At 62.9% G+C, this 22,778-nt stretch carries 24 protein-coding genes and 2 tRNA genes; 10 read left to right on the forward strand and 16 right to left on the reverse strand.

Annotated features, from left to right (window positions below; all coding sequences use genetic code 11):
- Nucleotides 1-25: 25 nt before the first annotated feature.
- The 5 genes from AC07SZ_RS06195 to AC07SZ_RS06215 form a co-directional block, all read right to left on the reverse strand.
- Complete coding sequence (locus tag AC07SZ_RS06195; protein WP_494913741.1) at nt 26-853, reverse strand: PopZ family protein; 828 nt, start codon at nt 851-853, stop codon at nt 26-28.
- A 216-nt stretch (nt 854-1,069) separates the two neighbouring features.
- Nucleotides 1,070-2,446, reverse strand: coding sequence for a TolC family outer membrane protein (locus AC07SZ_RS06200; RefSeq protein WP_056572411.1), 1,377 nt, complete (start codon nt 2,444-2,446; stop codon nt 1,070-1,072).
- 183 nt (nt 2,447-2,629) lie between these two features.
- Nucleotides 2,630-3,298: a protein-L-isoaspartate O-methyltransferase family protein gene (locus AC07SZ_RS06205; RefSeq protein WP_056572413.1), complete on the reverse strand. Its 669-nt coding sequence runs from the start codon at nt 3,296-3,298 to the stop codon at nt 2,630-2,632.
- 91 nt (nt 3,299-3,389) lie between these two features.
- Nucleotides 3,390-3,463 (reverse strand) — tRNA-Cys (locus AC07SZ_RS06210).
- A 512-nt stretch (nt 3,464-3,975) separates the two neighbouring features.
- A complete protein-coding gene (locus AC07SZ_RS06215) occupies nt 3,976-4,236 on the reverse strand; it encodes a PGPGW domain-containing protein (RefSeq protein ID WP_056572415.1) in 261 nt (86 codons plus the stop codon).
- Between the two features lie 222 nt (nt 4,237-4,458).
- Here AC07SZ_RS06215 and AC07SZ_RS06220 point away from each other — a divergent pair.
- Nucleotides 4,459-4,533: transfer RNA gene (locus AC07SZ_RS06220), tRNA-Asn, on the forward strand.
- A gap of 134 nt (nt 4,534-4,667) precedes the next feature.
- Here the strand turns inward: AC07SZ_RS06220 and AC07SZ_RS06225 are convergent.
- Nucleotides 4,668-4,862, reverse strand: a complete 195-nt coding sequence (locus AC07SZ_RS06225; RefSeq protein WP_056572417.1) for a hypothetical protein — start codon at nt 4,860-4,862, stop codon at nt 4,668-4,670.
- 375 nt (nt 4,863-5,237) lie between these two features.
- Nucleotides 5,238-5,972 (reverse strand): SDR family NAD(P)-dependent oxidoreductase, encoded by a 735-nt coding sequence (locus tag AC07SZ_RS06230; RefSeq protein WP_056573422.1) that lies wholly within the window; start codon nt 5,970-5,972, stop codon nt 5,238-5,240.
- A gap of 159 nt (nt 5,973-6,131) precedes the next feature.
- Here AC07SZ_RS06230 and AC07SZ_RS06235 point away from each other — a divergent pair, with 159 nt between their 5' ends.
- Both AC07SZ_RS06235 and AC07SZ_RS06240 read left to right on the forward strand, forming a co-directional pair.
- Entirely contained in the window at nt 6,132-6,491 is a 360-nt protein-coding gene (locus AC07SZ_RS06235) for a winged helix-turn-helix transcriptional regulator (protein ID WP_056573425.1), read from the forward strand.
- Nucleotides 6,492-6,705: 214 nt separating this feature from the next.
- On the forward strand, nt 6,706-7,137 hold the full coding sequence (locus AC07SZ_RS06240) for a cupin domain-containing protein (RefSeq protein WP_056572418.1): 432 nt from the start codon (nt 6,706-6,708) through the stop codon (nt 7,135-7,137).
- A gap of 84 nt (nt 7,138-7,221) precedes the next feature.
- Here AC07SZ_RS06240 and AC07SZ_RS06245 read toward each other — a convergent pair whose 3' ends face one another.
- A complete protein-coding gene (locus AC07SZ_RS06245; protein WP_494913742.1) occupies nt 7,222-7,677 on the reverse strand; it encodes a carboxymuconolactone decarboxylase family protein in 456 nt (151 codons plus the stop codon).
- A 272-nt stretch (nt 7,678-7,949) separates the two neighbouring features.
- Here AC07SZ_RS06245 and AC07SZ_RS06250 point away from each other — a divergent pair, with 272 nt between their 5' ends.
- Nucleotides 7,950-8,708, forward strand: coding sequence for a copper homeostasis protein CutC (locus tag AC07SZ_RS06250; RefSeq protein WP_494913743.1), 759 nt, complete (start codon nt 7,950-7,952; stop codon nt 8,706-8,708).
- On the forward strand, nt 8,705-9,193 hold the full coding sequence (locus tag AC07SZ_RS06255) for a GNAT family N-acetyltransferase (protein WP_172373509.1): 489 nt from the start codon (nt 8,705-8,707) through the stop codon (nt 9,191-9,193). Before AC07SZ_RS06250 ends, AC07SZ_RS06255 begins: the two co-directional genes overlap by 4 nt.
- Before the next feature lie 118 nt (nt 9,194-9,311).
- On the opposite strand, the gene AC07SZ_RS06260 is transcribed toward AC07SZ_RS06255, so the two are convergent.
- The 6 genes from AC07SZ_RS06260 to AC07SZ_RS06285 form a co-directional block, all read right to left on the reverse strand.
- Nucleotides 9,312-10,298: an acyltransferase family protein gene (locus AC07SZ_RS06260; RefSeq protein ID WP_172373508.1), complete on the reverse strand. Its 987-nt coding sequence runs from the start codon at nt 10,296-10,298 to the stop codon at nt 9,312-9,314.
- Entirely contained in the window at nt 10,295-10,546 is a 252-nt protein-coding gene (locus tag AC07SZ_RS06265) for a hypothetical protein (RefSeq protein ID WP_056572428.1), read from the reverse strand. The genes AC07SZ_RS06260 and AC07SZ_RS06265 overlap by 4 nt, the downstream gene beginning before the upstream one ends.
- A gap of 181 nt (nt 10,547-10,727) precedes the next feature.
- Nucleotides 10,728-11,750, reverse strand: coding sequence for an acyltransferase family protein (locus AC07SZ_RS06270; protein ID WP_494913744.1), 1,023 nt, complete (start codon nt 11,748-11,750; stop codon nt 10,728-10,730).
- Between the two features lie 272 nt (nt 11,751-12,022).
- The gene (locus AC07SZ_RS06275; RefSeq protein WP_494913745.1) at nt 12,023-12,820 is read right to left on the reverse strand and encodes an FAD binding domain-containing protein; all 798 of its coding nucleotides are present in this window, start codon (nt 12,818-12,820) and stop codon (nt 12,023-12,025) included.
- 12 nt (nt 12,821-12,832) lie between these two features.
- Nucleotides 12,833-15,184 carry a xanthine dehydrogenase family protein molybdopterin-binding subunit gene (locus AC07SZ_RS06280; RefSeq protein WP_056572434.1) on the reverse strand — a complete coding sequence of 784 codons (2,352 nt, stop codon included), beginning with the start codon at nt 15,182-15,184 and terminating at the stop codon, nt 12,833-12,835.
- Between the two features lie 108 nt (nt 15,185-15,292).
- On the reverse strand, nt 15,293-15,793 hold the full coding sequence (locus tag AC07SZ_RS06285; protein WP_056572436.1) for a (2Fe-2S)-binding protein: 501 nt from the start codon (nt 15,791-15,793) through the stop codon (nt 15,293-15,295).
- A gap of 312 nt (nt 15,794-16,105) precedes the next feature.
- On the opposite strand from AC07SZ_RS06285, the gene AC07SZ_RS06290 reads away from it, so the two are divergent.
- Entirely contained in the window at nt 16,106-17,242 is a 1,137-nt protein-coding gene (locus AC07SZ_RS06290) for an FIST N-terminal domain-containing protein (RefSeq protein ID WP_494913746.1), read from the forward strand.
- Between the two features lie 14 nt (nt 17,243-17,256).
- Nucleotides 17,257-18,597 (forward strand): hybrid sensor histidine kinase/response regulator, encoded by a 1,341-nt coding sequence (locus AC07SZ_RS06295; RefSeq protein ID WP_056572439.1) that lies wholly within the window; start codon nt 17,257-17,259, stop codon nt 18,595-18,597.
- 35 nt (nt 18,598-18,632) lie between these two features.
- Here the strand turns inward: AC07SZ_RS06295 and AC07SZ_RS06300 are convergent, their stop codons facing one another.
- The gene (locus tag AC07SZ_RS06300) at nt 18,633-19,316 is read right to left on the reverse strand and encodes a response regulator (protein ID WP_140773104.1); all 684 of its coding nucleotides are present in this window, start codon (nt 19,314-19,316) and stop codon (nt 18,633-18,635) included.
- Nucleotides 19,317-19,549: 233 nt separating this feature from the next.
- Between AC07SZ_RS06300 and AC07SZ_RS06305 the strand changes: the two genes are divergently transcribed.
- On the forward strand, nt 19,550-20,248 hold the full coding sequence (locus tag AC07SZ_RS06305) for a fumarylacetoacetate hydrolase family protein (RefSeq protein WP_494913747.1): 699 nt from the start codon (nt 19,550-19,552) through the stop codon (nt 20,246-20,248).
- Between the two features lie 11 nt (nt 20,249-20,259).
- On the forward strand, nt 20,260-20,910 hold the full coding sequence (gene maiA / locus AC07SZ_RS06310; protein ID WP_494913748.1) for a maleylacetoacetate isomerase: 651 nt from the start codon (nt 20,260-20,262) through the stop codon (nt 20,908-20,910).
- Nucleotides 20,911-20,915: 5 nt separating this feature from the next.
- Here the strand turns inward: maiA and AC07SZ_RS06315 are convergent, their stop codons facing one another.
- Nucleotides 20,916-22,160, reverse strand: a complete 1,245-nt coding sequence (locus AC07SZ_RS06315) for an MFS transporter (protein ID WP_494913749.1) — start codon at nt 22,158-22,160, stop codon at nt 20,916-20,918.
- Between the two features lie 99 nt (nt 22,161-22,259).
- On the opposite strand from AC07SZ_RS06315, the gene AC07SZ_RS06320 reads away from it, so the two are divergent.
- Entirely contained in the window at nt 22,260-22,721 is a 462-nt protein-coding gene (locus tag AC07SZ_RS06320; RefSeq protein WP_056572450.1) for a winged helix-turn-helix transcriptional regulator, read from the forward strand.
- Nucleotides 22,722-22,778 lie beyond the last annotated feature (57 nt).

The raw sequence follows: 22,778 nt of genomic DNA on the forward strand, positions 1-22,778 counted from the left end.
TTTCGAAAATGATCGTTGGAGGAGATTACTGCGCGCCGCGTGCGACGCGCTCGATTTCTTCGCGCACCAGGCGCTCCACCAGCGTCGGCAGATTGTTGTCCAGCCAGTCCTGCAGCATCGGCCGCAGCATCTCCTCGGCCATCTCGTCGAACGTTTTCTTGCTGCGGCTGGCAAAGGCATCGGACAGCTCGCCAAAGGCCGCGGCGACCTGCCGGCCCGTGTGTTCGGAAAGAATTGCCGGACGAGCCGAAGGCGCTTCATTTGTCGCCGCATATGCCTGAGCGGCGCCGGCCGAAGCGTCGCTTGAAGAAGGCTGTCCGAACGCGCCCTCAACCACCGATTCGCTCGCCGGGGCCTCGGGCTTGCGGATGCTCCTGTCCGGCATCGCCTTCGCCTGCTCTCCAACCGCGGCGATCTCGCGCCGCCAATCGGCAACGATGCTATCGCTTGTCGCGCTGGCCTCTGGCGCCGCTGGCGCGTCGATCCTGGCGACAGGCGCCGGCTCGGCGGCGACCCTGGCACTGACCTCCGCAAGCGTCATCGAAGGCCTGGCCGGAACGGGATCGGCGCGCGTCTGCGATTCCATGCGCGCGATCACCGGCTCTGGCGACGGTGCCCGGACTTCCGCGAGCGCGACCTGCGTCCTGACTTCGGGGGCAGCATGCAGTTCGGCGCGAAACGCATCGACGTCCGCCGCCGGAGCTTCGCCCGGCGACGGCTCCAGGTCCTGCCGCAGCTCATCGGTCTCGCCCGGCTGCTTGCGGCCGTTATCGCTATCCTCGATGATCCTCCTGATGGAAGCCAGTATCTCTTCCATGGAAGGTTCGCGCTGTGCGCTGCTTGCCGTTGCCATCGTCACATCCGCCGCCCTGGTGACCCTGCAGATTTCCACTCCGGCAAAGCCGGATTCGAATCATGGCGACAGCGTAACCGACGGATCGCCGAACGAGAATCCCCAATCTGGGGACACGTGGGATTTCAACAGATTAGAGCGTGAAGCCGAAAAAAGCCGGACGGGGTTTTCAAAAAATCCCGTCCCGGCGGAAGGCGAGAATTCCAGCCGATGGCCTTATCGGCCATCCGGCGTCCGCACGCCGATCCACTTGTCCTTGACGGCGTTGTAGTGCTCTTCGGGCTTGTACTTGGTCACCGGCAAGCCAAGCCGGTCGACCGACAGGCGGCCCATCGCCGACAGGATGGCATAGCTTGCCACGACCACATCGTGTTCGGAATTGGCCTGGTTGATCTTGGCGGTGATGACGGCGGCCTGCGCGTTGAGCACGTCGAGCGTGGTGCGCTGGCCGACATTGCGCTCCTCGATGACGCCGTTCAGAGCCAGTTGCGCGGCATCGATCACCTGCTTGTTGGCGGAGACGCTCTGCTGGGCGGCGGTGTATTGCGACCATGCGGTGGCAACGGCCTGGCGCACCTGGTCACGGCTGACATCGACCTGGATGCGGGCCTGGCCAAGCGATTCCTTGTTCTGCCGCACCACCGCCGATGTCCGCCCGCCCGAATAGATCGGAATGGTCAGCGTCGCGCCGATATTGGCCGACGTCGAATTGCCGTTCGTTCCGACGTTCGGATTGCGGTTGAGATAGTCATCCGAGATGCCGGCCGATGCGGAAAGCTGCGGCAACAGCGCGCCTTCCGCCGACTTCACCGAAAACGCGGCCGCGTCGACCAGATGCTGGGTGGCGAGGATGGCCGGATGTTCGGCCGAACCAATGGCAATCGCCGAATTGAGGCTCGCCGGCAACAGTTTCCCCAATGGCGAAGCGGGCTTGAGCTTACCCGGCTCGTCGCCGACCACCTGGTGATAGGTTGCAGCGCTCGCCAACGCCTGCGCGCGGGCGGCACTGAGCGAGGCCACCGCCGAGGCGCGCGACGCGTCGGCCTGGGCGACATCGGTGCGCGTACCCTCGCCAACCTCGAAACGCGAGCGCGCGGCGCGCGCCTGTTCGGTCAGGAACTGCAGGTTCTGTTCGGTCAGCACGGCGATCTGCCGATCACGGATCACATCCATATAGGCCGTGGCCGCGCTGAACAGCGTGTTCTCTTCGGTGTTGCGCAGGCTCTCCACCGACGCCTTCACCTGGGATTCCGCGGCCGCCACATTGTTCCTGGTCTGAAAGCCGTCGAACAGGGTCTGGTTGATGGTGATGCCGACGCTGGCCGACGACGTCTTGCTGTTGGCACCGCTGGCGCGCGTGTTCACATAGTTGGCGTCGGCGGACCCGGCGATGGTTGGACGCCAGCCGGACTTGGCGATGGCCACGCCTTCATCGGTGACGCGCACGCCGGCACGGGACGCATTCAGCGAGGAATTATACTGATAGGCCTTGGCGAGGGCGCCGGTGATGGTTTCCGCGGAGGCGGTCAGTGGAGACAGCGCGGTCGCGGAAACAAGGACAGCGGCAAAAAGGATCTTGGATACAGACGGCACGGGTATATCCCTCATTCGTTTTCCATGGGAACCGCGCCGCGCCAGCTTCTCGCTAGAGTAGCCGGAGTGACGTGTTTCGATGTTCCCTGTCGCTCGGTCCCAAAGTGCCCCCAGTCCGGGATCAGCAACGATTGTTCAAATGCAAGCGACCATGACAAAGCCTTTGCTGCAAGGCCAAACCATTCAGAATTCGAAAGCATGCTCACGTTCGAATCCGGGTAGTGGCTTAATTGCCGCATTAAATGCCCGTCTCCCGGTTGCAACCCCCCCAGCCTTGAAAAAAAGTCGCGCCACGCCGGCATTACCCTGCCCTTCGACCGCGACGAGTCGGCCGCCATCGGCGAGCTGATCGAGCAGCGGCGCCGGCACTTTCTCGACACTGCCGCCGATGAAGATGACGTCATAGGGGGCCTTGGCCGCGTGACCTTGCGCCAGCGCGCCCTGGACCACGGTCACATTGCCGCAGCCCAGGCGGGAAAGGGTCGACGCCGCGGTTTGCGCCAACACCGAATCGCTTTCGAGCGCAACGACGGATCTCGCCAGCCGCGACAGGATGGCCGAGGCATAGCCGCTGCCGCTGCCGACATCGAGCACCGAATCGGTCGGGTTGATCTCGGCCAGTTGCATCAGCTTGGCCAGCGGCGATGCTTCCATGAGATAGCGCGCGCCATCGGCGCCGCCGCCGATGCGGATGTCCTCATCGATATAGGCGAGATCGCGCTGTTGGTCGCCGACGAAGAGCTCGCGCGGTACGGAAAGCAAGGCTTCCAGCAACGGGGCGCTGGTCACGTCGGTGGTGCGAACCTGGCCGTCGACCATCTTTACGCGAAGCTCGGAGAAATCAGCGCTCATGTCCCAACCAATCCGCTTGCCGCGTCAAGAACGCGGCTCATTTCGACTGGAACTTCAGCCCCCGGCGCTTGTGCGCGGGAGCCTGGGGCATTGGAGGCCTCGCCCGGAATCGAACCGGGGTGCAAGGATTTGCAGTCCTCTGCGTAACCACTCCGCCACGAGGCCTCATTGCTCCCGGCGTTCCACCCGGTTCCAATAGGTTGCGGCGAAAATGGCGTCAAGCGGCCTCCATGCATTCCTCGCGGTTTCCTCTGAATGAATCCTTACCCCCGTATCGAGCGTCGCGGCCGCGATGACCACGACGCATATTAGCATGGCATTAGGTATAACAGCAGATCACGCGAAACTCCACGCCCCGGCCGCCGTTGGGAAACGGGAGGACTGTTCCATGCGGTCTGCAAGCCCGAACAACGGAATGAACGCCTCGGACGGCTTGTCGCGATCGGGATGCGACGCATTGCTGCGGCATGCCATCGACTGCCTTGCGATAGACGGCGCCGCCAAGCTTTCACCGCGTGACCGCGCGCGCCTCGCCTCGGCCGCCGCCATTCTCAGGGAAATCCGCGAGGACCTGGAAAGAAGTGCGGACCGACGAGCGGATTCGCGAAAATCCGAAACTCGAACAAGGGCATGACGCGCCTGCAAGACCCGATCAAGGACACGGCTGGTGGCGACGTTCAGTCCGGACGCCGCCGCCGCTCCCACCAGACGACGAGGCGACGGCGATGGCGCCGCACCATGGCGAATTCATAAGAAAGCACCAGCAGTCCGATCGGAACCATCCAGAAGCCAAGAATCGGCAGAAACCCGAGAATGCCGCCGATGGTCAAAAGAATGCCGATCGTGATCCTGAGGCCCCGCGATTGCGGCATGGTGAATTCGCGCCCGAAAATCGAGATCTTTCGTGCCGGTATCCGGTTTTCGTCTGCTGCCGTCATCGCGAATGGCTGCCCATCTGGTGGCTCGACAATGTCAGTTTACGAAAGCCGCGACCGCCCTATCGGTTCCGCGCCCGTCGCCAAGACGGCTAATATGAGGACTGACACCGGCGATTGCGAGAAACCGCCGCGCGAAAAAGTCTCGGAAAAATACGAAATGCTTCTTTGCAAAGCCGAAAGGGGTTTGCTATAGGCTGCGCCACTTGCTGAAAGAGCCTCCGTTCCCCGGTAGCTCAGTGGTAGAGCAACCGGCTGTTAACCGGTTGGTCGCTGGTTCGAATCCGGCCCGGGGAGCCAATCATTTCCATGCACTTGTGATATTTTAGCGCACACAACAGTGCCAAGCTCTGCCTTGGGCAACAATCCAGTGCCGGCGCGAGAGAATCGACCAGTTTTCAGGGTACTCACCGTTACCCGAAACGTCAGGCGTCTCACTCTACAACGACACCAAGCACTGCCGCCTTCTTCAAGATCAGAGCTTTCAGATCCGCATCAGAACGTTGCGTTCCAGTCCTTTGGCGCAGCAATTCGATAAATTCGGCCATGGATTGGAGGTCATGTTCACCCAGCATCGTCTCGACCACCATGGCCACGTCGACTGTGTCGGGTCCAACCGCTGTTTCCATTTGCCACCTCCGCACAAGGTTGCATTAGCGATCAGTAAACTTCGAACTCCCGCTTCCGTTCCTATCGGCGCGATGTGACGCCTTGCATTTTAGCCAAATTAAATGTGGGAGATGGTCATGGAATTTCGAGCGGGGGCTCATGACCACAGACCTGTTTCTCGCCGCTGTCGCGGCATTCGCGATTCTCGTCCCGCTTTACTTCATCCTCAAGTGAGGCGTTAGGCCTCCGCCAGCCTCGCCAGCGCGCGGGATCGACCGTCGCGGCGTGTCGTGAGTTGATGCCGTCGCGCGCCATTCCGTCGAGACAAGCCCACGGGACGCATCGAGGGCTTCGATCTCGATCACCGAAGCCCTCGCGCTCAGCCGCTTGGCAGCTCAGACTTGCGCCAAGCCTCCGTCGACGAACACCTCGCCGCCGGTCATGAAACTGCTGTCCGAGGATGCAAGAAAGGCGGCCACGGCGCCGGTTTCCGACGGATCGCCCATCCGCCCGAGGACCGTGCTGGCCCCCAGAGCGGCTATGCCTTCGTCGCCCAGCACTTCCAGTGCCAGCTCCGTCGTGGTCGGTCCCGGCGACAGGACGTTGACGCGGATGCCCGTGCCCTTGAGGTCCAGCGCCCAGCTACGCGCCAGATTGCGGACAGCCGCCTTCGTTGCGCTGTAAATGCTGAACGCCGGGGTCCCCATCACGCCCGTGCTGGAACCTGTCAGGATGATCGACGCCCCCTCGCCCATCAGCGGCAGAGCCTTCTGCACCGTGAAAACCAGCCCCTTTACATTCAGATCGAAGATCCGGTCGTAGTGCTCGGTCGTGATCTCGCCGAGCGGCGCGAACGCTCCGGTCCCGGCGTTGGCGAGCAGGATGTCGAGGCCGCCCCGCTCCGCCTTCACCGTCTCGTACAACCGATCGAGGTCAGCCTGATCGGTTACGGACCCGCCCACCGCCCGCGCATTGGGGCCCAGCTGCTCCAAGGCCGCGTCGAGCGTCTTCTGCCGCCGCCCGAAGATGTAGACGAATGCGCCTTCATCGACGAACCGTTTGGCGGCGCCAAACCCGATGCCGCTTCCGCCGCCCGTCACCACGGCCGTCTTACCCTGTAGTCTGCTCATGATGTGCTCCTTCATTGAGGTTACACAGACTTGGCGACATACCCACCTATTGACAAGTATGCACCTTTTGGTAAGTACTATGGAATGTCGTTAGATCGCTCAGACCCAACCTCGTCGCCGATCGAGATTCTCTCGTCGGCCCAGAATTGCACGCCGACATTGCCAGGCTTCACCTGCGGCCTCGATGCCACCCTGAGAGTCATCGCGGGCAAGTGGAAGCCGCTGATCCTGTATTTCCTCGCGCAGGGCGGCCCCATCCGCTATGGCGCGTTGCGACGAGCCGTGCGCGACGTGAGCGACAAGATGCTGATCCAGCAGCTCAAGGAGCTGGAGACCGACGGCCTCGTGAAGCGGACCGACTACAAGGAGATCCCTCCTCGGGTGGATTACAGTCTGACCCCGCTCGGCCTCAGCCTGGCAGAGGCCCTCGTGCCGCTATGCATCTGGGGCACGGAAAACATGGCTGAGGTCACGCGCGTCTTCGCCCTGCGCGAGGCGTTGAACGGCAAGATACGGTGATCCTTCTTGGCGGAGACGATGGCCATCCGCTTTGCTCGGCGCGCCTTCAACAGCGCGGGTCGATGTCGTCGGTAGCCGACTCGTAATTCTCTGCTTCGTCGGCTCCGGCGCGCCGGCATTTCCAAAGGCCCGATCCGGAATATCCGCCAACGTCTGGCGGCGCTTGCGCGCGGTTGTCCGCCGCGCGATAGATGCGTCGGTTCAGGGAGGAATCATGCGGAAGATCCTGGCATCGGCGCTGCTGTCCGCAGCCGCACTTTATGCAAATTGTGCTCTCGCACTCGACAGCAGCGGCACGCCTGTCGTGGTGACACCGCTTGCATCGCGCACGACAACCGCGTCCGGCCAGCCGATCACGCTGCCGCAAAAGAATGTGCAGGTGCTGGTATCGACCTATGATATCGCGCCGGGCGCGACCTTGCCGGTGCACCGGCACCCCTTCCCGCGCTATGCCTATGTCGAGGCCGGAACGCTGAAGGTCACCAATGTCGAGACCGGCAACAGCAACACCTACAAGACAGGCGATTTCATCATCGAAATGATCGGGCAGTGGCATCAAGCCACCAATATCGGCGATGGCCCGGTCAAGCTGCTGGTGATCGATCAGGTCGAGGAAGGCGCCAAGAATACGGAATTGCGGCAGTAGCCGCCCATGCCTGAAAAGCGGAAAAGCAATCCGCTTTCCCCCGCCGTCGCGGACACCACCCTGCCCAAGCGTTTCAAAGAGCGCTCAGCTCCAGCTTCCGACCATCTGACGAGTCGTCGCGTTCAGCCGATTGAAGGCGTTGATCAAGGCGATCTGGACAACCAGGGCGGCAAGCGCCTTTTCATCATAGTGCCTGGCGGCTTCGTCCCAGACATCGTCCGGCACGGCGTCCGGGCGGTCGGCGAGCCTTGTGCCTGCCTCGGCCAGCGCCAGGGCCGCCCGCTCGGCTTCGCTGAAGTACGGCGTCTCCCGCCATGCGGCCAGCGCAAAGATGCGCTCGTCCTTTTCACCGGCCTTTTTCAGTTCGCGCGCGTGCATGTCGACGCAGACGGCGCAATTGTTGATCTGGCTGGCGCGCAGATGAATGAGCTTGCGCGTCACATAAGGCAGGTCGACCGCCTCCGTCGACTTGTCCAGGGCCAGCAGCGCTTGCAGGGCGCCCGGGATGAGCATGACCGGGTTCTTGATTCGAGCTTGCATTGTCTTTCTCCATTGAAGGCATTTCGCGGGCATGTCTTGCCGAGCCCGGATGCCGCGCATCCAGCTTCGACTCGATGGGATTTTCGGCTGCCGCCGCATCGCTGACGATCAATCGATAACCCTTCAGCTATGGGTTTAATTCATAACTACACGGTTATAAGACTGTCAAGCCGGGAAATGGCGCCTGGTCCAAATGGCTTTGTTTCGTTCACGCTTTCGCGTCAGCCGCTCGGGTGCTAGGGCATTGCCACCATCATGGACAGGATCGCCCCTTGACCACACAACCCCGCCCACCGCTGATCGAAATATGTGTCGAAGGCATCGATGGCCTGCTCGCGGCGCAGGCTGCCGGCGCCGATCGGGTCGAACTGTGCGCCAGCCTGGTCGAAGGCGGCATCACGCCGAGCCTGGGCATGGTGCGCGCGGCCCTGGACCAGGCGACGGTGCCGTTTCATGTCATGGTGCGGCCGCGCGGTGGCGATTTTCTTTACAGCGAGACCGAATACGGCTCGATGCTCGCCGACGTCGCGTCGCTGCGTGATCTCGGCGTGGCCGGCGTGGTGTTCGGCTGCCTGAACGCCGACGGCACCATCGACGAAAAGCGCATGGGCGAGCTGACGCAGGCTGCCGGGTCCTTGAATGTGACCTGCCACCGCGCCTTCGACATGACACGCGATCCCAGCGCGGCGCTGGAAGCGCTGATCCGCTGCAAGGTCGGCCGCGTGCTGACCAGCGGCCAGCGAGACACCGCGATCGAAGGCCTGCCATTGCTGGCCGATCTGGTGCGGCAAGCGGGCGACCGCATAATCATCCTCGGCTGCGGCGGGCTCGATCTCGCCAACATCGCCGAGGTGCGCAAAAAGACCGGCCTGGCGGAGATGCATTTCGCGGCGCTGAAGGATGTGCCAAGCGCCATGGGTTACCGCAATCCCAAGGTCGGCATGGGCGGCTCCGATCTCGACCGCGAATACCGCAACACATTGACCGACACACCGCTGGTGGCAGCGACGATCGCGGCGGCCAAGGCATGACCTCTCCGATAGACCGCATAGCGCAGGACGACGAAGCGGCCATACTGGCGCTCAACAACGAACATGCGGCGGAACTCTCCTGGCTCGAAGCCGAGCGGCTGTCGTTCCTGCTTGGCGAGGCATTCTACGCGCGGCGCATCGGCGATCTCGAAGCCTTCATCATGACCTTCGACCAGGACGCGAACTACGACAGCCCGAACTTCGTCTGGTTCCGCGAACGCTACGAACGCTTCATCTATGTCGACCGCGTGGTCGTGGCGGCGCACGCAAGGGGCCGCGGCCACGCGCGCCGGCTCTATCAGGATCTGTTCGACCATGCCGAGCGCGCCGGCTACGCGCTGGTCACCTGCGAGGTCAACATCGACCCGCCCAACCCGGCCTCGGATGCCTTCCACGCCGCTCTCGGTTTCGCCGAAGTCGGCGACGCGGTCATCCATGGCGGCAAGAAAGCCGTGCGCTACTACGTCAGGCGGATCGTCGCCTGATCCGCTGGCGCTGGCCACATGAAAAAGCGACAACTAAGATAGCCGTTCCGCCAACCAGGGGAACCGCGATGCCAAGCTGGCGCGATCGGCACCGCTCTGAATATCTCCGCCGGTTGATCTAAGCGGGCCTCAGAGTCTTCTCACGCTGACCACGAAGCGCATTCAAAAGCGGCTTCTCGACCCTGGTGTGAACCGCCCATCCAAAGAGCACACAGGCGAGCGTCGACAGGATGATGATCAGGTCCGGGGCGATCGGGAAAGCAAGCCAGAATTGCAGTAGGGTCAACAGGATCAGGATGTGCGTGAGGTAAAGCGAATATGAGGCGTCGCCTTGCGCAGTCCAGAAACTAGGGCCAGCCTTGATTTGCATCGTCCCATACACGATCAACGCTGCCGGGATGCCGTAGATCAGCAGCCGCGGTCCTACGCCAACGCCAACCAGATAGTCGATAGGATCGCCCGAGGGGGCGAACCCGATTGGGCCGGCCAGCACGATCATCCCCGCGCCAACGACTATAGCCCATCTGGCCGATCGCCACTCCGGCAATCGAGCGATAGCGACACCGAGCAGAAATTCCAGAATGATCGGGTTGCCGAGGAACTGGAACACCGGACCTATCGGGCGAAGCAGCATCGCGCCGATGAATAGTCCGAGCAGGACATAGAGCGCGTTTCGGTTCCAGAGCACCAGGGTTGCCGCAGCATAGAACAGCGTTTCGAAACAAAGGGTCCATGCGACCGTCAACAGGGGCGCTGTCATTACGTCGGTCGCCGGCCAAAGCAGGAATGTGGCGAGCACATCGCGCCAGCCGAAGCCATCCTTGGCCGCGATCACAACCGTTGGAACGCAGGCGACGAAATAGATCGGGACAACGCGGCGGAGTCGCCGCCACGCGAATTCCTGCCACGACAACCCGATCGATACCCGGCTGATGATGACGCCGGAAATGACAAAGAAGATATCGACACCGGCCCGTCCGACCATCTGTACGCTCAGGGGCAAAAGGCCATTCGATCTCGTCACCTCGACGGCGATCTTCACCGAATGGGAGTAGACCACCATCAGCGCCGCGACAAAGCGAAGGATCTGCAACGACCAAATCATAGCCGCGCCAGTCGGACCGGCCAGATAAGACCGTCAATCAGGCATTCGCCGAATATCCTCGCCACGAACGATGCGCGCGCCGGCACCATGCTGGCCGCCGCCACGCTCAATGCCCATGCTACCAGGGCACTCATCGCGTAGACGACGATGACCAAGGTCAGTCGCTCGCGCCATGCTCTGTTCAGGATTGGCTTCAAAAGAACCCCCGCCAAAATCAAACCACTCCTCCGCCGGTCGCGCAAGGACATGGTTTCCGAGCGGTTAACGGGGGAGCGCAGGTGAAGGTGGACGCTTAACGGTTGGTGCGAAGCATGCCGCTAGCCCCGGCGGCCGCCAGGAACGCCTTCCGGCTTCGCTTGACCGCAACACGAAATTTGGCCGGCCGGTTGCAGTCACCATGTCCGCTCCGCCGCAACTGCGTTGCCGTACTCACCAGTTGCGGTTGAGCCATTCGCGCGCCGGGCGCTCGATGAGGTAGTAGCTGCAGAGCGCGCAGGCAAAGGCGCCGGCCAGCATCGGCCAGGGGTTGCTGCCTTGCTCATAGACGAATTTGTAGAATGGCTGCTGCCACAGATAGAGCGAATATGACCACAGGCCCAATGTCGTCATTGGCCAGGACGACAGCAGACCGGAAAAAAGCCGGTTGCTGAAATCGAGCGCGTTGACGGCCAGCGCCAGCAGGGGCGTGGCCAGGAGATAATGGATCGGCGTCGGCATCGGGTCCACGAACAGGAAAACCGCGCCAACCGCCGCTGCAAGGGCGACATAAGGCCCTTTCAGCACGTCCGGCAGCCTGCCCTCGGCCTTGAGCAGGCAGATGGACGCCGACAGCAGGATTGATGCGATGTGCACATCCGTGCGCCAGTAAGTGGCCTCGTAGTCCAGGTTGAAGACCCAGTACGACACCGCGCCATTGGCCATGGCAAGCAAGGCCAGCGCTACCAGCAATGGGAGGACGCGGTCGCGGCTGACGACCGTGGCGCTGATCAGCGCCAGGATGACATAGGCATGCTCCTCGACACAGAGCGACCAGATATGGTCAAGCGCCCCGGCGCGGGTGACGAGGATGCCCGCGTAATTGTAGGTGAATGTCAGCGCCGTCAGCGCCGCCTTCCACTTGAAGGCGATGAATGTGCCGGACAGCGCGATCATGGCAATGATGACGAAAACCAGGAGCGCCGGATAGATGCGCGAGAAACGGCGCTTGAAGAACTTCTTCAGCGGATACCGTTCGATGAACAGGATCTCGGCCATCAGCCGGCCGCTGAGCACGAAGAAGAACTCAACGCCGAGCACGCCGAGGTTGATTCCGGGGACCGGGAAAAAATGGCCGATCAACACCAGGGCGATCGACAGGCCGCGCCAGCCATCGAGATAGGCCAACCTTGTCCTGGCCGATCTGTCTACGACGGCCCGGGACGGAACCATGTGGGTCGCGGAAATTTCGGACATGCCGATCCTTTCGCATTGGCATGCGAAAGGGCACGGCGGTACGCATTCCGAACCCGGCTCGCATTCCCGCCCCCGTCCATACTGCAGTGCAATATAAATTTGTGCAAGTGCGAGATTGCCGCCGACACGGTTTTCAGGCGGTATGGCCCGGAATTGCTTCAAGCAAGGGATGTTGCGCTGCGGCTGAATCCATCAGCAAGTGGCCACTACAGGCCACCACGAAAAAGGGGCCGCCATGGCCCCTTTCCGTGAAACCATGAAACGCGCCGGTGTCAGGCGTTGGCGGCTGCCACGGCGCGCTTGGCCATGACCGCGATCAGATTTGCGCGATAGTCGGCGGAAGCGTGGATGTCGCTCATCAGGTTCTTGGCCGGCACCTTGACGCCGGCAAGCGATGCGGCGTCGAAATTCTTCGCAAGGGCCGCCTCGATTTCCTTCGAGCGAAAGACACCGTCATCGCCGGCGCCGGTGACGGCAACGCTGACGCCATCCTTGCCCTTGGCCACGAACACGCCGACGATCGCGTAGCGCGAGGCCGGGTTGCGGAATTTCTCGTAAGCGGCCTTTGCCGGAGCGGTGAAGCTGACCGCGGTGATGATCTCGCCGTCCTTCAATGCCGTTTCGAACAGCCCCTTGAAGAACTTGTCGGCTGATATCTCGCGCTTGTTGGTGACGATGGTGGCGCCCAGCGCCACCAGGGCCGCCGGATAGTCCGCCGCCGGATCGTTGTTGGCGATCGAGCCGCCGATCGTGCCCTTGTAACGCACCGCCGGGTCGCCGATCAGCGACGCCAGATGGGCAAGCGCCGGACACGCCTTCCGCAGCTTCTCGTCATTGGCGACATCATAGTGGGTCGTGGCGGCACCGATGGTGACCGTCTTGCCCGACACCTTGACGCCATGCAGTTCCTTGATGCGCGAGAGGTCGACGAGATCCGAAGGAGCCGCCAGACGCGTTTTCATGGCGGGGATCAAGGTCATGCCCCCCGACAAAAGCTTGGCGTCGCCGCTCTTCACAAGCTTGGCGGCTTCAGTGACCGAGGCGGCACGGTGATAGTTGACCGAGTACATGTTTGTTCCTCCTCAGTGCTTCGTCGCGGCGCGGATCGCGGCCCACACGGTGGACGGCGAAGCGGGCATGGCGATATCGGCGATGCCGATGGCGTCGGTGATGGCGTTGATCACCGCCGGCGGCGAGCCGATGGCGCCGGCCTCGCCGCAGCCCTTGATCCCAAGTGGGTTGCCCGGGCATGGGGTGTTCGAGGTCGAGACCGTGAACGACGGCAGATCGCCGGCGCGCGGCATGGTGTAATCCATGTAGCTCGCCGTCAGCAGCTGTCCGCTGGCGTCATAGTGGGCGCCTTCCAGCAGTGCCTGGCCGATGCCTTGCGCCAGTCCGCCATGCACCTGGCCTTCGACGATCATCGGGTTGATGATGTTGCCGAAATCGTCGGCCGCAACGAATTGAACAATCTCGGTCAGGCCGGTTTCCGGATCGATCTCGACCTCGCAGATGTAGCAGCCCGCCGGGAAGGTGAAATTCGACGGATCGTAGAACGCCGTCTCCTTCAGCCCGGGCTCCATGCCGCCGGGCAGATTGTGGGCGGTGTAGGCGGCGAGCGCCATCTGGAACCACGGCACGTTCTTGTCCGTCCCGGCGACTTTCAGCGCACCATTCTCGATGACGATATCGCCCTCGTCTGCTTCGAGCAGATGAGCCGCGATCTTCTTGGCCTTGGCTTCCACCTTGTCGAGCGCCTTGACGATGGCCGACATGCCGACCGCTCCCGAGCGCGAACCGTAGGTGCCCATGCCCATCTGCACCTTGTCGGTGTCGCCATGGACGATCGAAACCGAATCTATCGGCACGCCAAAACGCTCGTTGACCAGCTGCGCGAACGTCGTTTCGTGGCCCTGGCCGTGGCTGTGCGAGCCGGTCAGCACCTCGATCGTGCCGACGGCGTTGACCCGCACCTCCGCCGATTCCCAAAGACCAACGCCGGCGCCAAGGCTGCCTACCGCCGCCGACGGCGCGATACCGCAGGCCTCGATGTAGCAACTCATACCAATGCCGCGCAGCAGCCCCTTCTTGGCGGCAGCAGCCTTGCGCTTGGCAAAGCCGGCATAATCCGAAGCCTTCATGGCCGCGTCGAGCGAAGCCGCATAGTCGCCGGCGTCATAGCACATGATGACCGGCGTCTGGTGCGGGAACGAGGTGACGAAATTCTTGCGCCGCAACTCGGCCGGCGACACGCCGAACTGGCGAGCGGCGGTTTCCATCATGCGCTCCATGACGAAGGTCGCTTCTGGACGCCCCGCTCCGCGATAGGCGTCGACCGGCGCGGTGTTGGTGTAGATCGCCTTCACATTGGCGTGGATCGCCGGAATGTTGTACTGGCCCGACAGCAGCGTCGCGTAGAGGTAGGTCGGCGTCGCCGACGAGAACAGCGACATGTAGGCGCCGAGATTGGCTTTGGTCTCGACCTTCAGGCCAAGTATCTTGTGGTTCGCATCAAAGGCCATTTCGGCATGGGTGTGATGGTCGCGGCCATGCGCGTCGGTGAGGAAGCTCTCCGTGCGGTCGGCTACCCATTTGACCGGCACACCGGTCTTCTTCGACGCCCACAGGCAGACGATCTCTTCGGGATAGATATAGATCTTGGAGCCAAAGCCGCCGCCGACATCCGGTGCTATGACACGCAGCTTGTTCTCCGGCGCGACATTGTAGAAGGCGCTCATCACCAGCCGCGCGACATGCGGGTTCTGCGACGTGGTCCAGCAGGTGTAGTGATCCTCGGCCTTGTCGTAGTGGCCAAGAGCCGCCCGCGGCTCCATGGCGTTGGGAACCAGCCGGTTGTTGATGATGTCCATCTTGACGACATGGGATGCTTTCTTGAAGGCAGCCGCCGTCTCGTCGGCGTTGCCGATGTCCCAGTCGAAGATCAGGTTGTTGTCGGCCTCCGGGTGGATCTGCGGCGCGCCCTTGTCCATCGCCTTCGAGGCGTCGACGACCGCCTTCAGTTCCTTGTAGGTGATCTCGACCGCTTCGGCCGCATCGCGTGCCTGGCCCTTGGTCTCGGCGACGACGATGACGACCGCGTCGCCGACATAGCGAACCTTGTCGAAGGCCAGCGGCGACCATGCGCCCATCTTCATCGGCGAACCGTCCTTGGAGTGGATCATCCAGCCGCAGATCAGGTTACCGATGCCATCGGCCTTGAGCTCCTTGCCGGTCAGCACCCCGATGACGCCGGGCATGGCTTGCGCCTTCTTGACGTCGATCTTCTTGATCTGAGCATGCGCGTGCGGGCTGCGCACGAAGGCCGCATGCTTCATGCCGGGCACCACCATGTCGTCTACATAGCGGCCGGCGCCGGTGATGAATCTTTTGTCTTCCTTGCGCGCGACCCGAGCGCCAACACCTTCAATGCCCATAGAAATTCCTCCCGAAATGGTGAGTATGAAGTAGCGAGTACCTGAATAGTGAAGATCGCCGCCGGTTCAGACCGGCAACTGACCACTCACTACTCTACCGCTCACTCTTCACGCAGCCTGCTTCGCCTTGCCCTTGGCTCCCTTCGACATCGTCTTCGATGCGGCGAGGATCGCCTTGACGATGTTGTGGTAGCCGGTGCACCGGCAGATGTTGCCTTCCAGTTCGGCCCGCACCGTCGCCTCGTCGAGGCCTTCGGGGTGGCGGTTGATCATGTCGGTCGCAGTCATGATCATGCCTGGCGTGCAGAAACCGCACTGCAGCCCGTGATGTTCCTTGAAGGCCGCCTGCACCGGATGCAGGTCGGCGCCGTTGGCGAGACCTTCGATCGTCACGACGCTCGAGCCGGACGCCTGGACCGCAAGCATGGTGCAGGACTTCACCGCCTTGCCGTCGACATGGACGACGCAGGCCCCGCATTGCGAGGTATCGCACCCGACATGAGTGCCTGTAAGGCCGAGATTCTCGCGCAGGAAATGGACCAGAAGCGTTCGATCCTCGGCAACGCCGCTGACGCGCCTCCCGTTCACAACAAACGAAACGTCCGACATGGTCCCTCCCTGGGTATCAACCTTGGTCCTCACCTGCCGACACGCCGCTGGCGCTTCGGCCATGCGTTATTCGTACACCGCACAACGCACAAAAAACAGCGCGACGGAAAAGGCGGATCATTGTACTTTCGGTCATGGCCAAGGCCAAAGGCGCACTCCCCTCGCCCCCATTGCCAAAACGCCTATTGGAAGCAACAATATCTTCGACGCCGCGCGCCAGAAGCTTGGTAAAAACAGCCGCGCATAAAACAGCGTTGGAGGAAGTGCGGGAGGACGCCGCTGACCAGTTCACGGACGCGCTACGCATGCGGCTTGTCGGCGCTGACCACGGACGAGCCCAACCCGGATGTTTTCGCGCGCGCGGTGGCCGCCGAGGCCGCCGCAATCAACGCCGGCTTTGCGCTGCTGTTCTTTTCCCAGAGCCTCGTCGAGGCCGGTGCCTTGTCGCGGGCGCTTTCTGCCCACGCGCCGGGGCTCCATCATGCGGGCTGCTCGACAGCCGGCGAGATCACGCCGCAGGGGCTCGAAGAAGGCCATATGCTGGCAATGCTGCTGCCGTCGGCGTCGTTCACCGCGGTCAGCACCATGGTCGGCAACCTGTCCACATCGGGCATGGACAGGATCACCGGCGAGGTCGAGGCCTTGCGGCGCACGCTGCGCGGCCGGCTCGGCGGTGAGCAGACCAGGAACACCTTCGCGCTCTGTTTCATCGATGGGCTATCCTATGCCGAGGAAGCGGTAAGCTCCGCCATCCACTGGGGACTTGACGACATACCGCTGCTCGGCGGGTCGGCCGGCGACGATCTGAAGTTCGAGACCACACGCCTGATCTCGAACGGCAGGGTCACCTCTGACAGCGCCATCATCGTGCTGATCGCCACGGAGATTCCGTTCCACGTCTTCAAGACCGACAATTTCGTTCCGACCGACGAAAAGCTGGTGGTGACGGCGTCCGATGCCGATCACCGCATCGTGCGCGAATTCAACGCCACCAATGCGGCCGAGGAATATGCCGCTTCCGTTGGAATCGTCGCGCAGACCCTGACGCCGCTGAGCTTCGCCTCGCATCCGGTGGTGGTGAAGGTGGGCGGCGAATATTATTGCCGTTCCATCCAGAAGATGCACCCGGACGGTTCGCTATCGTTCTTCTGCGCCATCGACGACGGCGTCGTGCTGTCGATCGCCCAGCCCAAGGATATGGTGGAATCGACACGCGCCGCCCTGCGCGAGGTCGAGGAGAGGCTTGGCGGTATCGACATGATCCTCGGCTTCGACTGCGTGCTGCGCCGGCTCGATGCACGCAACCGCCAGGTCTTTCGTGACATTTCGGAGCTCTACCGGGTCAACAACGTCATCGGCTTCGGCACTTATGGCGAGCAGTACCGGTCGATGCACCTCAACCAGACCTTTACCGGCATCGCTTTCGGCGAACGGCAAGCGGCAGAATAGGGCGGCGAAATAAGATGCCGCTCAGGGACATAAACGATCTCGAAAAGCTGAAGAAGATCAACGCCGCCCTGGTCAGCCGCGTCGAACGGTCGATGGACCAGCAAGGCAATGCCTTCTCGCTGTTCCAGACCGCGATCTCGCTCGAAAACCGCGTGCGCACGCGCACGGAGGAGCTGCACTCGACCTTGCGACGGCTCGAGCAGTCCAACATAGATCTCAGTGCCGCCAAGGAAAACGCCGAACTGGCGAACCTGTCCAAGACAAGGTTCCTCGCCGCCGCGAGCCATGACGTGCTCCAGCCGCTGAACGCGGCCCATCTCTCCGTCTCCGCACTCGCCGAGGTGCAGACCAGCGACGAGGGCAGGAAGCTGGTGCGGCAGGTCGAGCGCTCGCTGGAAACGATGGAGGACCTGCTGCGCACGCTGCTCGACATTTCCAAGCTCGATGCCGGTGTGGTGCAGCCCGACATTGGCGATGTCAGCCTCGAGGCGCTGTTCTCGTCGCTGCGCTCGGATTTCCAGCCGGTCGCGGAAATGAAGGGGTTGTCGCTGAAATTCCGGCCGGTCAACGCCGTCGTCCGCTCCGACCGGACGCTGCTGCGCCGCATCCTGCAGAACATTCTCTCCAACGCACTGGGCTACACCCGCTCGGGCGGCGTCCTTGTCGGCACCAGGCATCGCGGCGACACGATCCGCATCGATGTCGCCGATACCGGCTGCGGCATTCCCGAGGACCAGCGCGAGGCGGTTTTCGAGGAGTTCCATCGCGGCACTTCGCCGACCAGCGCCGAACTCGACGGCGGCGGCCTTGGGCTCGGACTTGCCATCGTGCGCCGCATGGCCGGCGCGCTCGGCCACCCCGTGACTTTCTCGTCGAAGGTCGGGCGCGGCACGATCTTCCACATCGATGTCCCCGTCGGCATCGGGGCGCCCGCCGACGCCATCGCCAGCGCCACCGGCCTTGAGCGGTCGCGCGGCTACGGCCTGTTCGGCACCAAGGTGCTGCTGGTCGAGAACGACATCGAGGTGCTGGAGGCCATGACCTTCCTGCTCGAGCGCTGGCAGTGCCTGGTGCGGGCCGCGACCTCGACCGACGATGCGCTCGACCTGCTCGGCGACACCGACTGGGTGCCGGACATCGTCATTGCCGACCAGCATCTCGACGGCGGCGATCTTGGCACCGCAACCATATCGGAAGTCCGCGATTATCTCGGCCGCGCCGTGCCGGCGCTCATCGTCACCGCCGACAGTTCCGAAGCCGTCGCCAAGGCGGCACGCGCCGGCGGCATCGAATTGATGCGCAAACCGCTGAAACCGGCGCAGCTGCGCGCGCTTCTGGCGCATTTGCTGGCTTAGGGGTTTACCCTCCCCTTGATAGGGAGGGTAAAAGCTCAAAAACCCGCCTGATCCCTGAACAGCTCCGCATTATCCAGCTTCGAAACCTCGATCACCGCTTGCGTGCGGCTGTAGACATTGAGCTTGCGCAATATCTCCGAGACATGCGCCTTGACCGTGGTCTCGCCGACCTGCAGTTCGTAGGCGATCTGCTTGTTGAGCAGGCCCTGGCGCAGCATCTGCAGCACGCGCAGCTGCTGTGGCGTAAGCTTGGACAGGCGCTGGACCATGTCGGCGCGGTCGATGCTGTCGGCGTCCGCCGGCTGGCCCTCATAGGTTTCCGGCACATAGATCGCACCGTCCATTACCGACCGGATGGCGGCGGCCAGATCGCTTTTGCGGGCCGATTTCGGGATGAAGCCGGCGGCACCATAGGAAAGCGCTTCGGAAATGATCCTTGGCTCCTCATATCCAGACACGATCACCACCGGCAGGCGCGGATAGCGGGTCCTGAGCTGGAGCAGGCCCTCGAAACCGTGCACGTCGGGCATTGAGAGATCGAGAAGCGCAAGATCGAACGGCTTGGCGCCCGCCAGCAATTCCACCGCCTCGGTGATCGAGCGCGCTTCCACCGTATCGACTTCCGGATAGGCCATCTGGACGGCGCTGTGCAGCGCCTCGCGAAACAGCGGATGGTCGTCGATGATCAGGAACCGGGCGCGATCGTTGGGTGCTGTCATGTGGCTCGTTCCGGTTTACCCGCCACACCATAGTCCCGCGACCATGGCCGGATTATTGGCAAATAGTCTATCGCCAATTGCCAGGATGCACCGCTGTAAAAGCAATGGAAACCCTGAATTCCTCATACAGCCCAGGCAAAGCCCTTGCTTTATGAAAGGCGACGCCTTGCCCGCCCCCCGAAATCGGTCGAAGGTACCGCCATTCATCCCGATATCCAAACGCAGAGACCACCATGACCGCCTTTGTCCTTCCCGTGCCGCCAACACCTTCCGTCGCCGTCAGCGGATCGGCCGAGCGCTTTGCCGTACGGCGCATTTTCTGCGTTGGCCGCAACTATGCGGCGCACGCGCGCGAGTTCGGCAACGACGAACGCGATCCGCCCTTCTTCTTCACCAAGCCCGCCGACGCCGTGGTCGATTCCGGAACCGATATCCCCTACCCGCCGCTGACGGCCAATCTGCACCACGAAATCGAACTGGTGGCCGCGATCGGCAGGCCTGGCTTCCGCATCGCGCGTGACCAGGCGCTGGATCATGTCTGGGGTTATGCCGTCGGCATCGACCTCACCCGCCGCGATCTCCAGGATGAGGCCAAGAAGGCGGCGCGGCCGTGGGACTGGTCAAAGGCCTTCGACCGTTCAGCCCCTTGCGGCCCGCTGGTTCCCGCGCAGAAATCCGAGCACCCGACGAAGGGGCGTATCTGGCTCGCCGTCAACGGCGCGGTGAAACAGGATGCCGACCTCGCCGAATTGATCTGGCCAATCGCCGACATCGTCTCGATCTGCAGCGAAGCAGTCGAACTGCAACCGGGCGACCTGATCTTCACCGGCACGCCTGCCGGCGTTGGCGCGGTCAAGCCCGGCGAGACGATGACCGGCGGCGTCGACGGCATCGGCACGATCGAAGTGACGATCGGCCAGCCGCAATCTTGAACGACAGAGCCATGAGCGACATCGTCCTGCACAACTACTACCGCTCCTCCACCTCGTATCGGGTGCGGATCGCGCTGGAGATGAAGGGGATGAGCTACGACTACGTCCCGCATCATCTGCGCCATGGCGAGCATCTTGAGCCGGCCTATCTCACGGTCAACCCGCAGGGGCTGGTGCCGGCATTGGTGCTCGACGACGGCACGCTTTTAACGCAGTCGCTGGCCATCATCGAATATCTCGACGAACTCCAGCCCGCGCCGCCGCTGCTGCCGAAAGACGCACTTGGCCGGGCGCGCGTCAGAATGCTGGCACAGACGATCGCCTGCGACATCCACCCGGTGAACAATCTGCGCGTGCTGACCTCGCTGCGCACTTTGTTCGGCGCCGGCGACCAGGACATCACCAACTGGTTCCGCCACTGGGTGAACGAAGGCTTTCAGCCGCTTGAAAAGATTCTGGCTTCGTCGCCCGATACCGGAACTTTCTGCCACGGCAAGGCGCCGGGGCTGGCCGATATCTGCCTGGCCGCGCAGGTCACCAACAATGCCCGCTTCGGCGTCGACATGGCGCCTTACCCGACAATCGCCCGCATCCATGCCGCCTGCATGGCACTGCCAGCCTTCCAGAAAGCCGCGCCGCAGAACCAGATCGATGCCGAATAGGGCCTCTACCGACCCACGCGCAGCGTGAGCGCCCAGAAAGCCAAAGCGAACAGGCCGATGCCCACCCCAAGCAGACAGACGCCGCTCCAGCCAAAGGCGCCGTAAGTCATGGTCGAAGCGATCGAGCCGAGCGCGCTGCCAAGCGAATAGAAGATCATGTAGCCGCCGACCAGCCGGCTGCGCGCATCCGGCCGGCGCGAAAAAATCAGGCTCTGATTGGTGACATGGACGGCCTGGATCGCCAGGTCCAGCATGACGATGCCGGCGACAAGCAACCACAGCGACAGACCCATGAAGGCGATCGGCAGCCAGGCGGCCGTCATCAGAAGCAGGCTGAGGCCGGTGACCAGGTGCCCGCGCCCGCGATCGACCAAGCCTCCCGTCCAGCGCGCGCCCAATGCGCCGGCGACGCCGGCAAGGCCGAACAGCCCGATCTCGGTATGCGAGAGTGAAAATGGCGCAGCGCTCAGCGGCAGCACCAGCGGCGCCCACAGCACGTTGAAAGTGGCGAAGATCAGCATGGCCAGCACCGCACGCACGCGCAGCAGCGGTTCCTGCACGAACAGCAGCACCACCGAGCCCAGCAGGCGCGGATAGGATGTGTGGGGCCGCGCCGCCTCGTGGCGCGGCAGGATAAGGTAGAGAACCACCGCCATGACGAGCGTCAGCGCCGCCGAGACAAGATAGACCCAGCGCCAGCCGGCGAAGTCGGCGACGACGCCGGCGACGAAGCGTGCAAGCAGGATGCCAAGGATGACGCCGCTGGTGACGGTGCCGACCGCCCGCCCCCGCTCGGATGGCACGGCGAGATCGGCGGCGTAAGCCACCAGCACCTGCACCACTACCGCAAGGAGCCCGACGATCGCGAGGCTTGCCAGCAGCATCGCGGCGCTCGGCGCGATTCCGACCGCACCCAGCGCCACGGCGGAAAGCACCGCCTGCCCGGCGATGAGCTTGCGGCGATCGAAGAGATCGCCAAGCGGCACGATGAAGAACAGGCCGAGCGCGTAGCCGATCTGCGTGACCGTCACCACAATGCCCACCGAGGCCGGCGCGATGGCGAAATCATGCGCTATGGCGTCAAGCAGCGGATGGGCGAAATAGACGTTGGCGACGCTCAGGCCACAGGCAATGGCGAAGACCAGCGCCGTCATTCCCGACAATCCCGGTGGCGAAGCTGGTATTGCCCGCGGCAGCCTGTCAGCCCGCTCCGCTCCTGTTGCCACGCCGTTCACAACCTGCAGATTCATGTCGCTCTCCACAATAGGTTTCAACTTGAAACCACTTGCTGGATAGCCAAATCAGTTTTATCTTGCAACCGACATGATTGTTCTGGACCAACGACTGCCATGGTGAAACGAACGAGCCACCACCAAGCGGATTGCCTGATCGCGCGGCCGCTGGATGCGATCGGCGACTGGTGGTCTCTGCTCATCGTGCGCGACGCCTTCGACGGCTTGCGCCGCTTCGGCGAATTCCAGAAGAGCCTCGGCGTCGCCAAGAACATCCTGTCGGCGCGGCTGCGCAATCTGGTTGCGCACGGCATTCTCGAGACAGTGCCGGCTCCCGACGGCAGCGCGCACCATGAATATGTGCTTACAGAAAAGGGGCGCGGCCTGTTCTATGTCCTGGTCGCCCTGCGGCAATGGGGCGAAACCTATTTCTCCGGACCGGGCGAGCCCTATACTTTCATGGTCGATACGCGGAGCGGACGGCCGATCAGGCGCTTGGAAGTGCATGCCGAGGATGGTCGGGTGCTTGTTCCCGGGGACACCAGACTTGCCGATTTCCGCGACCGCGAAAACGGCTGAGCGCCCGGGCTGGTTCGGCGGGCTGGCAAGGCTGGCGGAATCGATTTCCGCTTGACC

The organism is Mesorhizobium sp. GW821-FHT07A06, assembly GCF_059419085.1.

Bases quoted from the DNA above. Each gene is read 5' to 3' on its own strand.
- AC07SZ_RS06195 (WP_494913741.1), bottom strand. From the start codon at position 853: ATGGCAACGGCAAGCAGCGCACAGCGCGAACCTTCCATGGAAGAGATA.
- AC07SZ_RS06205 (WP_056572413.1), bottom strand. From the start codon at position 3,298: ATGAGCGCTGATTTCTCCGAGCTTCGCGTAAAGATGGTCGACGGCCAG.
- AC07SZ_RS06215 (WP_056572415.1), bottom strand. From the start codon at position 4,236: ATGACGGCAGCAGACGAAAACCGGATACCGGCACGAAAGATCTCGATT.
- AC07SZ_RS06225 (WP_056572417.1), bottom strand. From the start codon at position 4,862: ATGGAAACAGCGGTTGGACCCGACACAGTCGACGTGGCCATGGTGGTC.
- AC07SZ_RS06230 (WP_056573422.1), bottom strand. From the start codon at position 5,972: ATGAGCAGACTACAGGGTAAGACGGCCGTGGTGACGGGCGGCGGAAGC.
- AC07SZ_RS06240 (WP_056572418.1), top strand. From the start codon at position 6,706: ATGCGGAAGATCCTGGCATCGGCGCTGCTGTCCGCAGCCGCACTTTAT.
- AC07SZ_RS06245 (WP_494913742.1), bottom strand. From the start codon at position 7,677: ATGCAAGCTCGAATCAAGAACCCGGTCATGCTCATCCCGGGCGCCCTG.
- AC07SZ_RS06255 (WP_172373509.1), top strand. From the start codon at position 8,705: ATGACCTCTCCGATAGACCGCATAGCGCAGGACGACGAAGCGGCCATA.
- AC07SZ_RS06260 (WP_172373508.1), bottom strand. From the start codon at position 10,298: ATGATTTGGTCGTTGCAGATCCTTCGCTTTGTCGCGGCGCTGATGGTG.
- AC07SZ_RS06265 (WP_056572428.1), bottom strand. From the start codon at position 10,546: ATGTCCTTGCGCGACCGGCGGAGGAGTGGTTTGATTTTGGCGGGGGTT.
- AC07SZ_RS06270 (WP_494913744.1), bottom strand. From the start codon at position 11,750: ATGTCCGAAATTTCCGCGACCCACATGGTTCCGTCCCGGGCCGTCGTA.
- AC07SZ_RS06275 (WP_494913745.1), bottom strand. From the start codon at position 12,820: ATGTACTCGGTCAACTATCACCGTGCCGCCTCGGTCACTGAAGCCGCC.
- AC07SZ_RS06280 (WP_056572434.1), bottom strand. From the start codon at position 15,184: ATGGGCATTGAAGGTGTTGGCGCTCGGGTCGCGCGCAAGGAAGACAAA.
- AC07SZ_RS06285 (WP_056572436.1), bottom strand. From the start codon at position 15,793: ATGTCGGACGTTTCGTTTGTTGTGAACGGGAGGCGCGTCAGCGGCGTT.
- AC07SZ_RS06295 (WP_056572439.1), top strand. From the start codon at position 17,257: ATGCCGCTCAGGGACATAAACGATCTCGAAAAGCTGAAGAAGATCAAC.
- AC07SZ_RS06300 (WP_140773104.1), bottom strand. From the start codon at position 19,316: ATGACAGCACCCAACGATCGCGCCCGGTTCCTGATCATCGACGACCAT.
- AC07SZ_RS06305 (WP_494913747.1), top strand. From the start codon at position 19,550: ATGACCGCCTTTGTCCTTCCCGTGCCGCCAACACCTTCCGTCGCCGTC.
- maiA (WP_494913748.1), top strand. From the start codon at position 20,260: ATGAGCGACATCGTCCTGCACAACTACTACCGCTCCTCCACCTCGTAT.
- AC07SZ_RS06315 (WP_494913749.1), bottom strand. From the start codon at position 22,160: ATGAATCTGCAGGTTGTGAACGGCGTGGCAACAGGAGCGGAGCGGGCT.
- AC07SZ_RS06320 (WP_056572450.1), top strand. From the start codon at position 22,260: ATGGTGAAACGAACGAGCCACCACCAAGCGGATTGCCTGATCGCGCGG.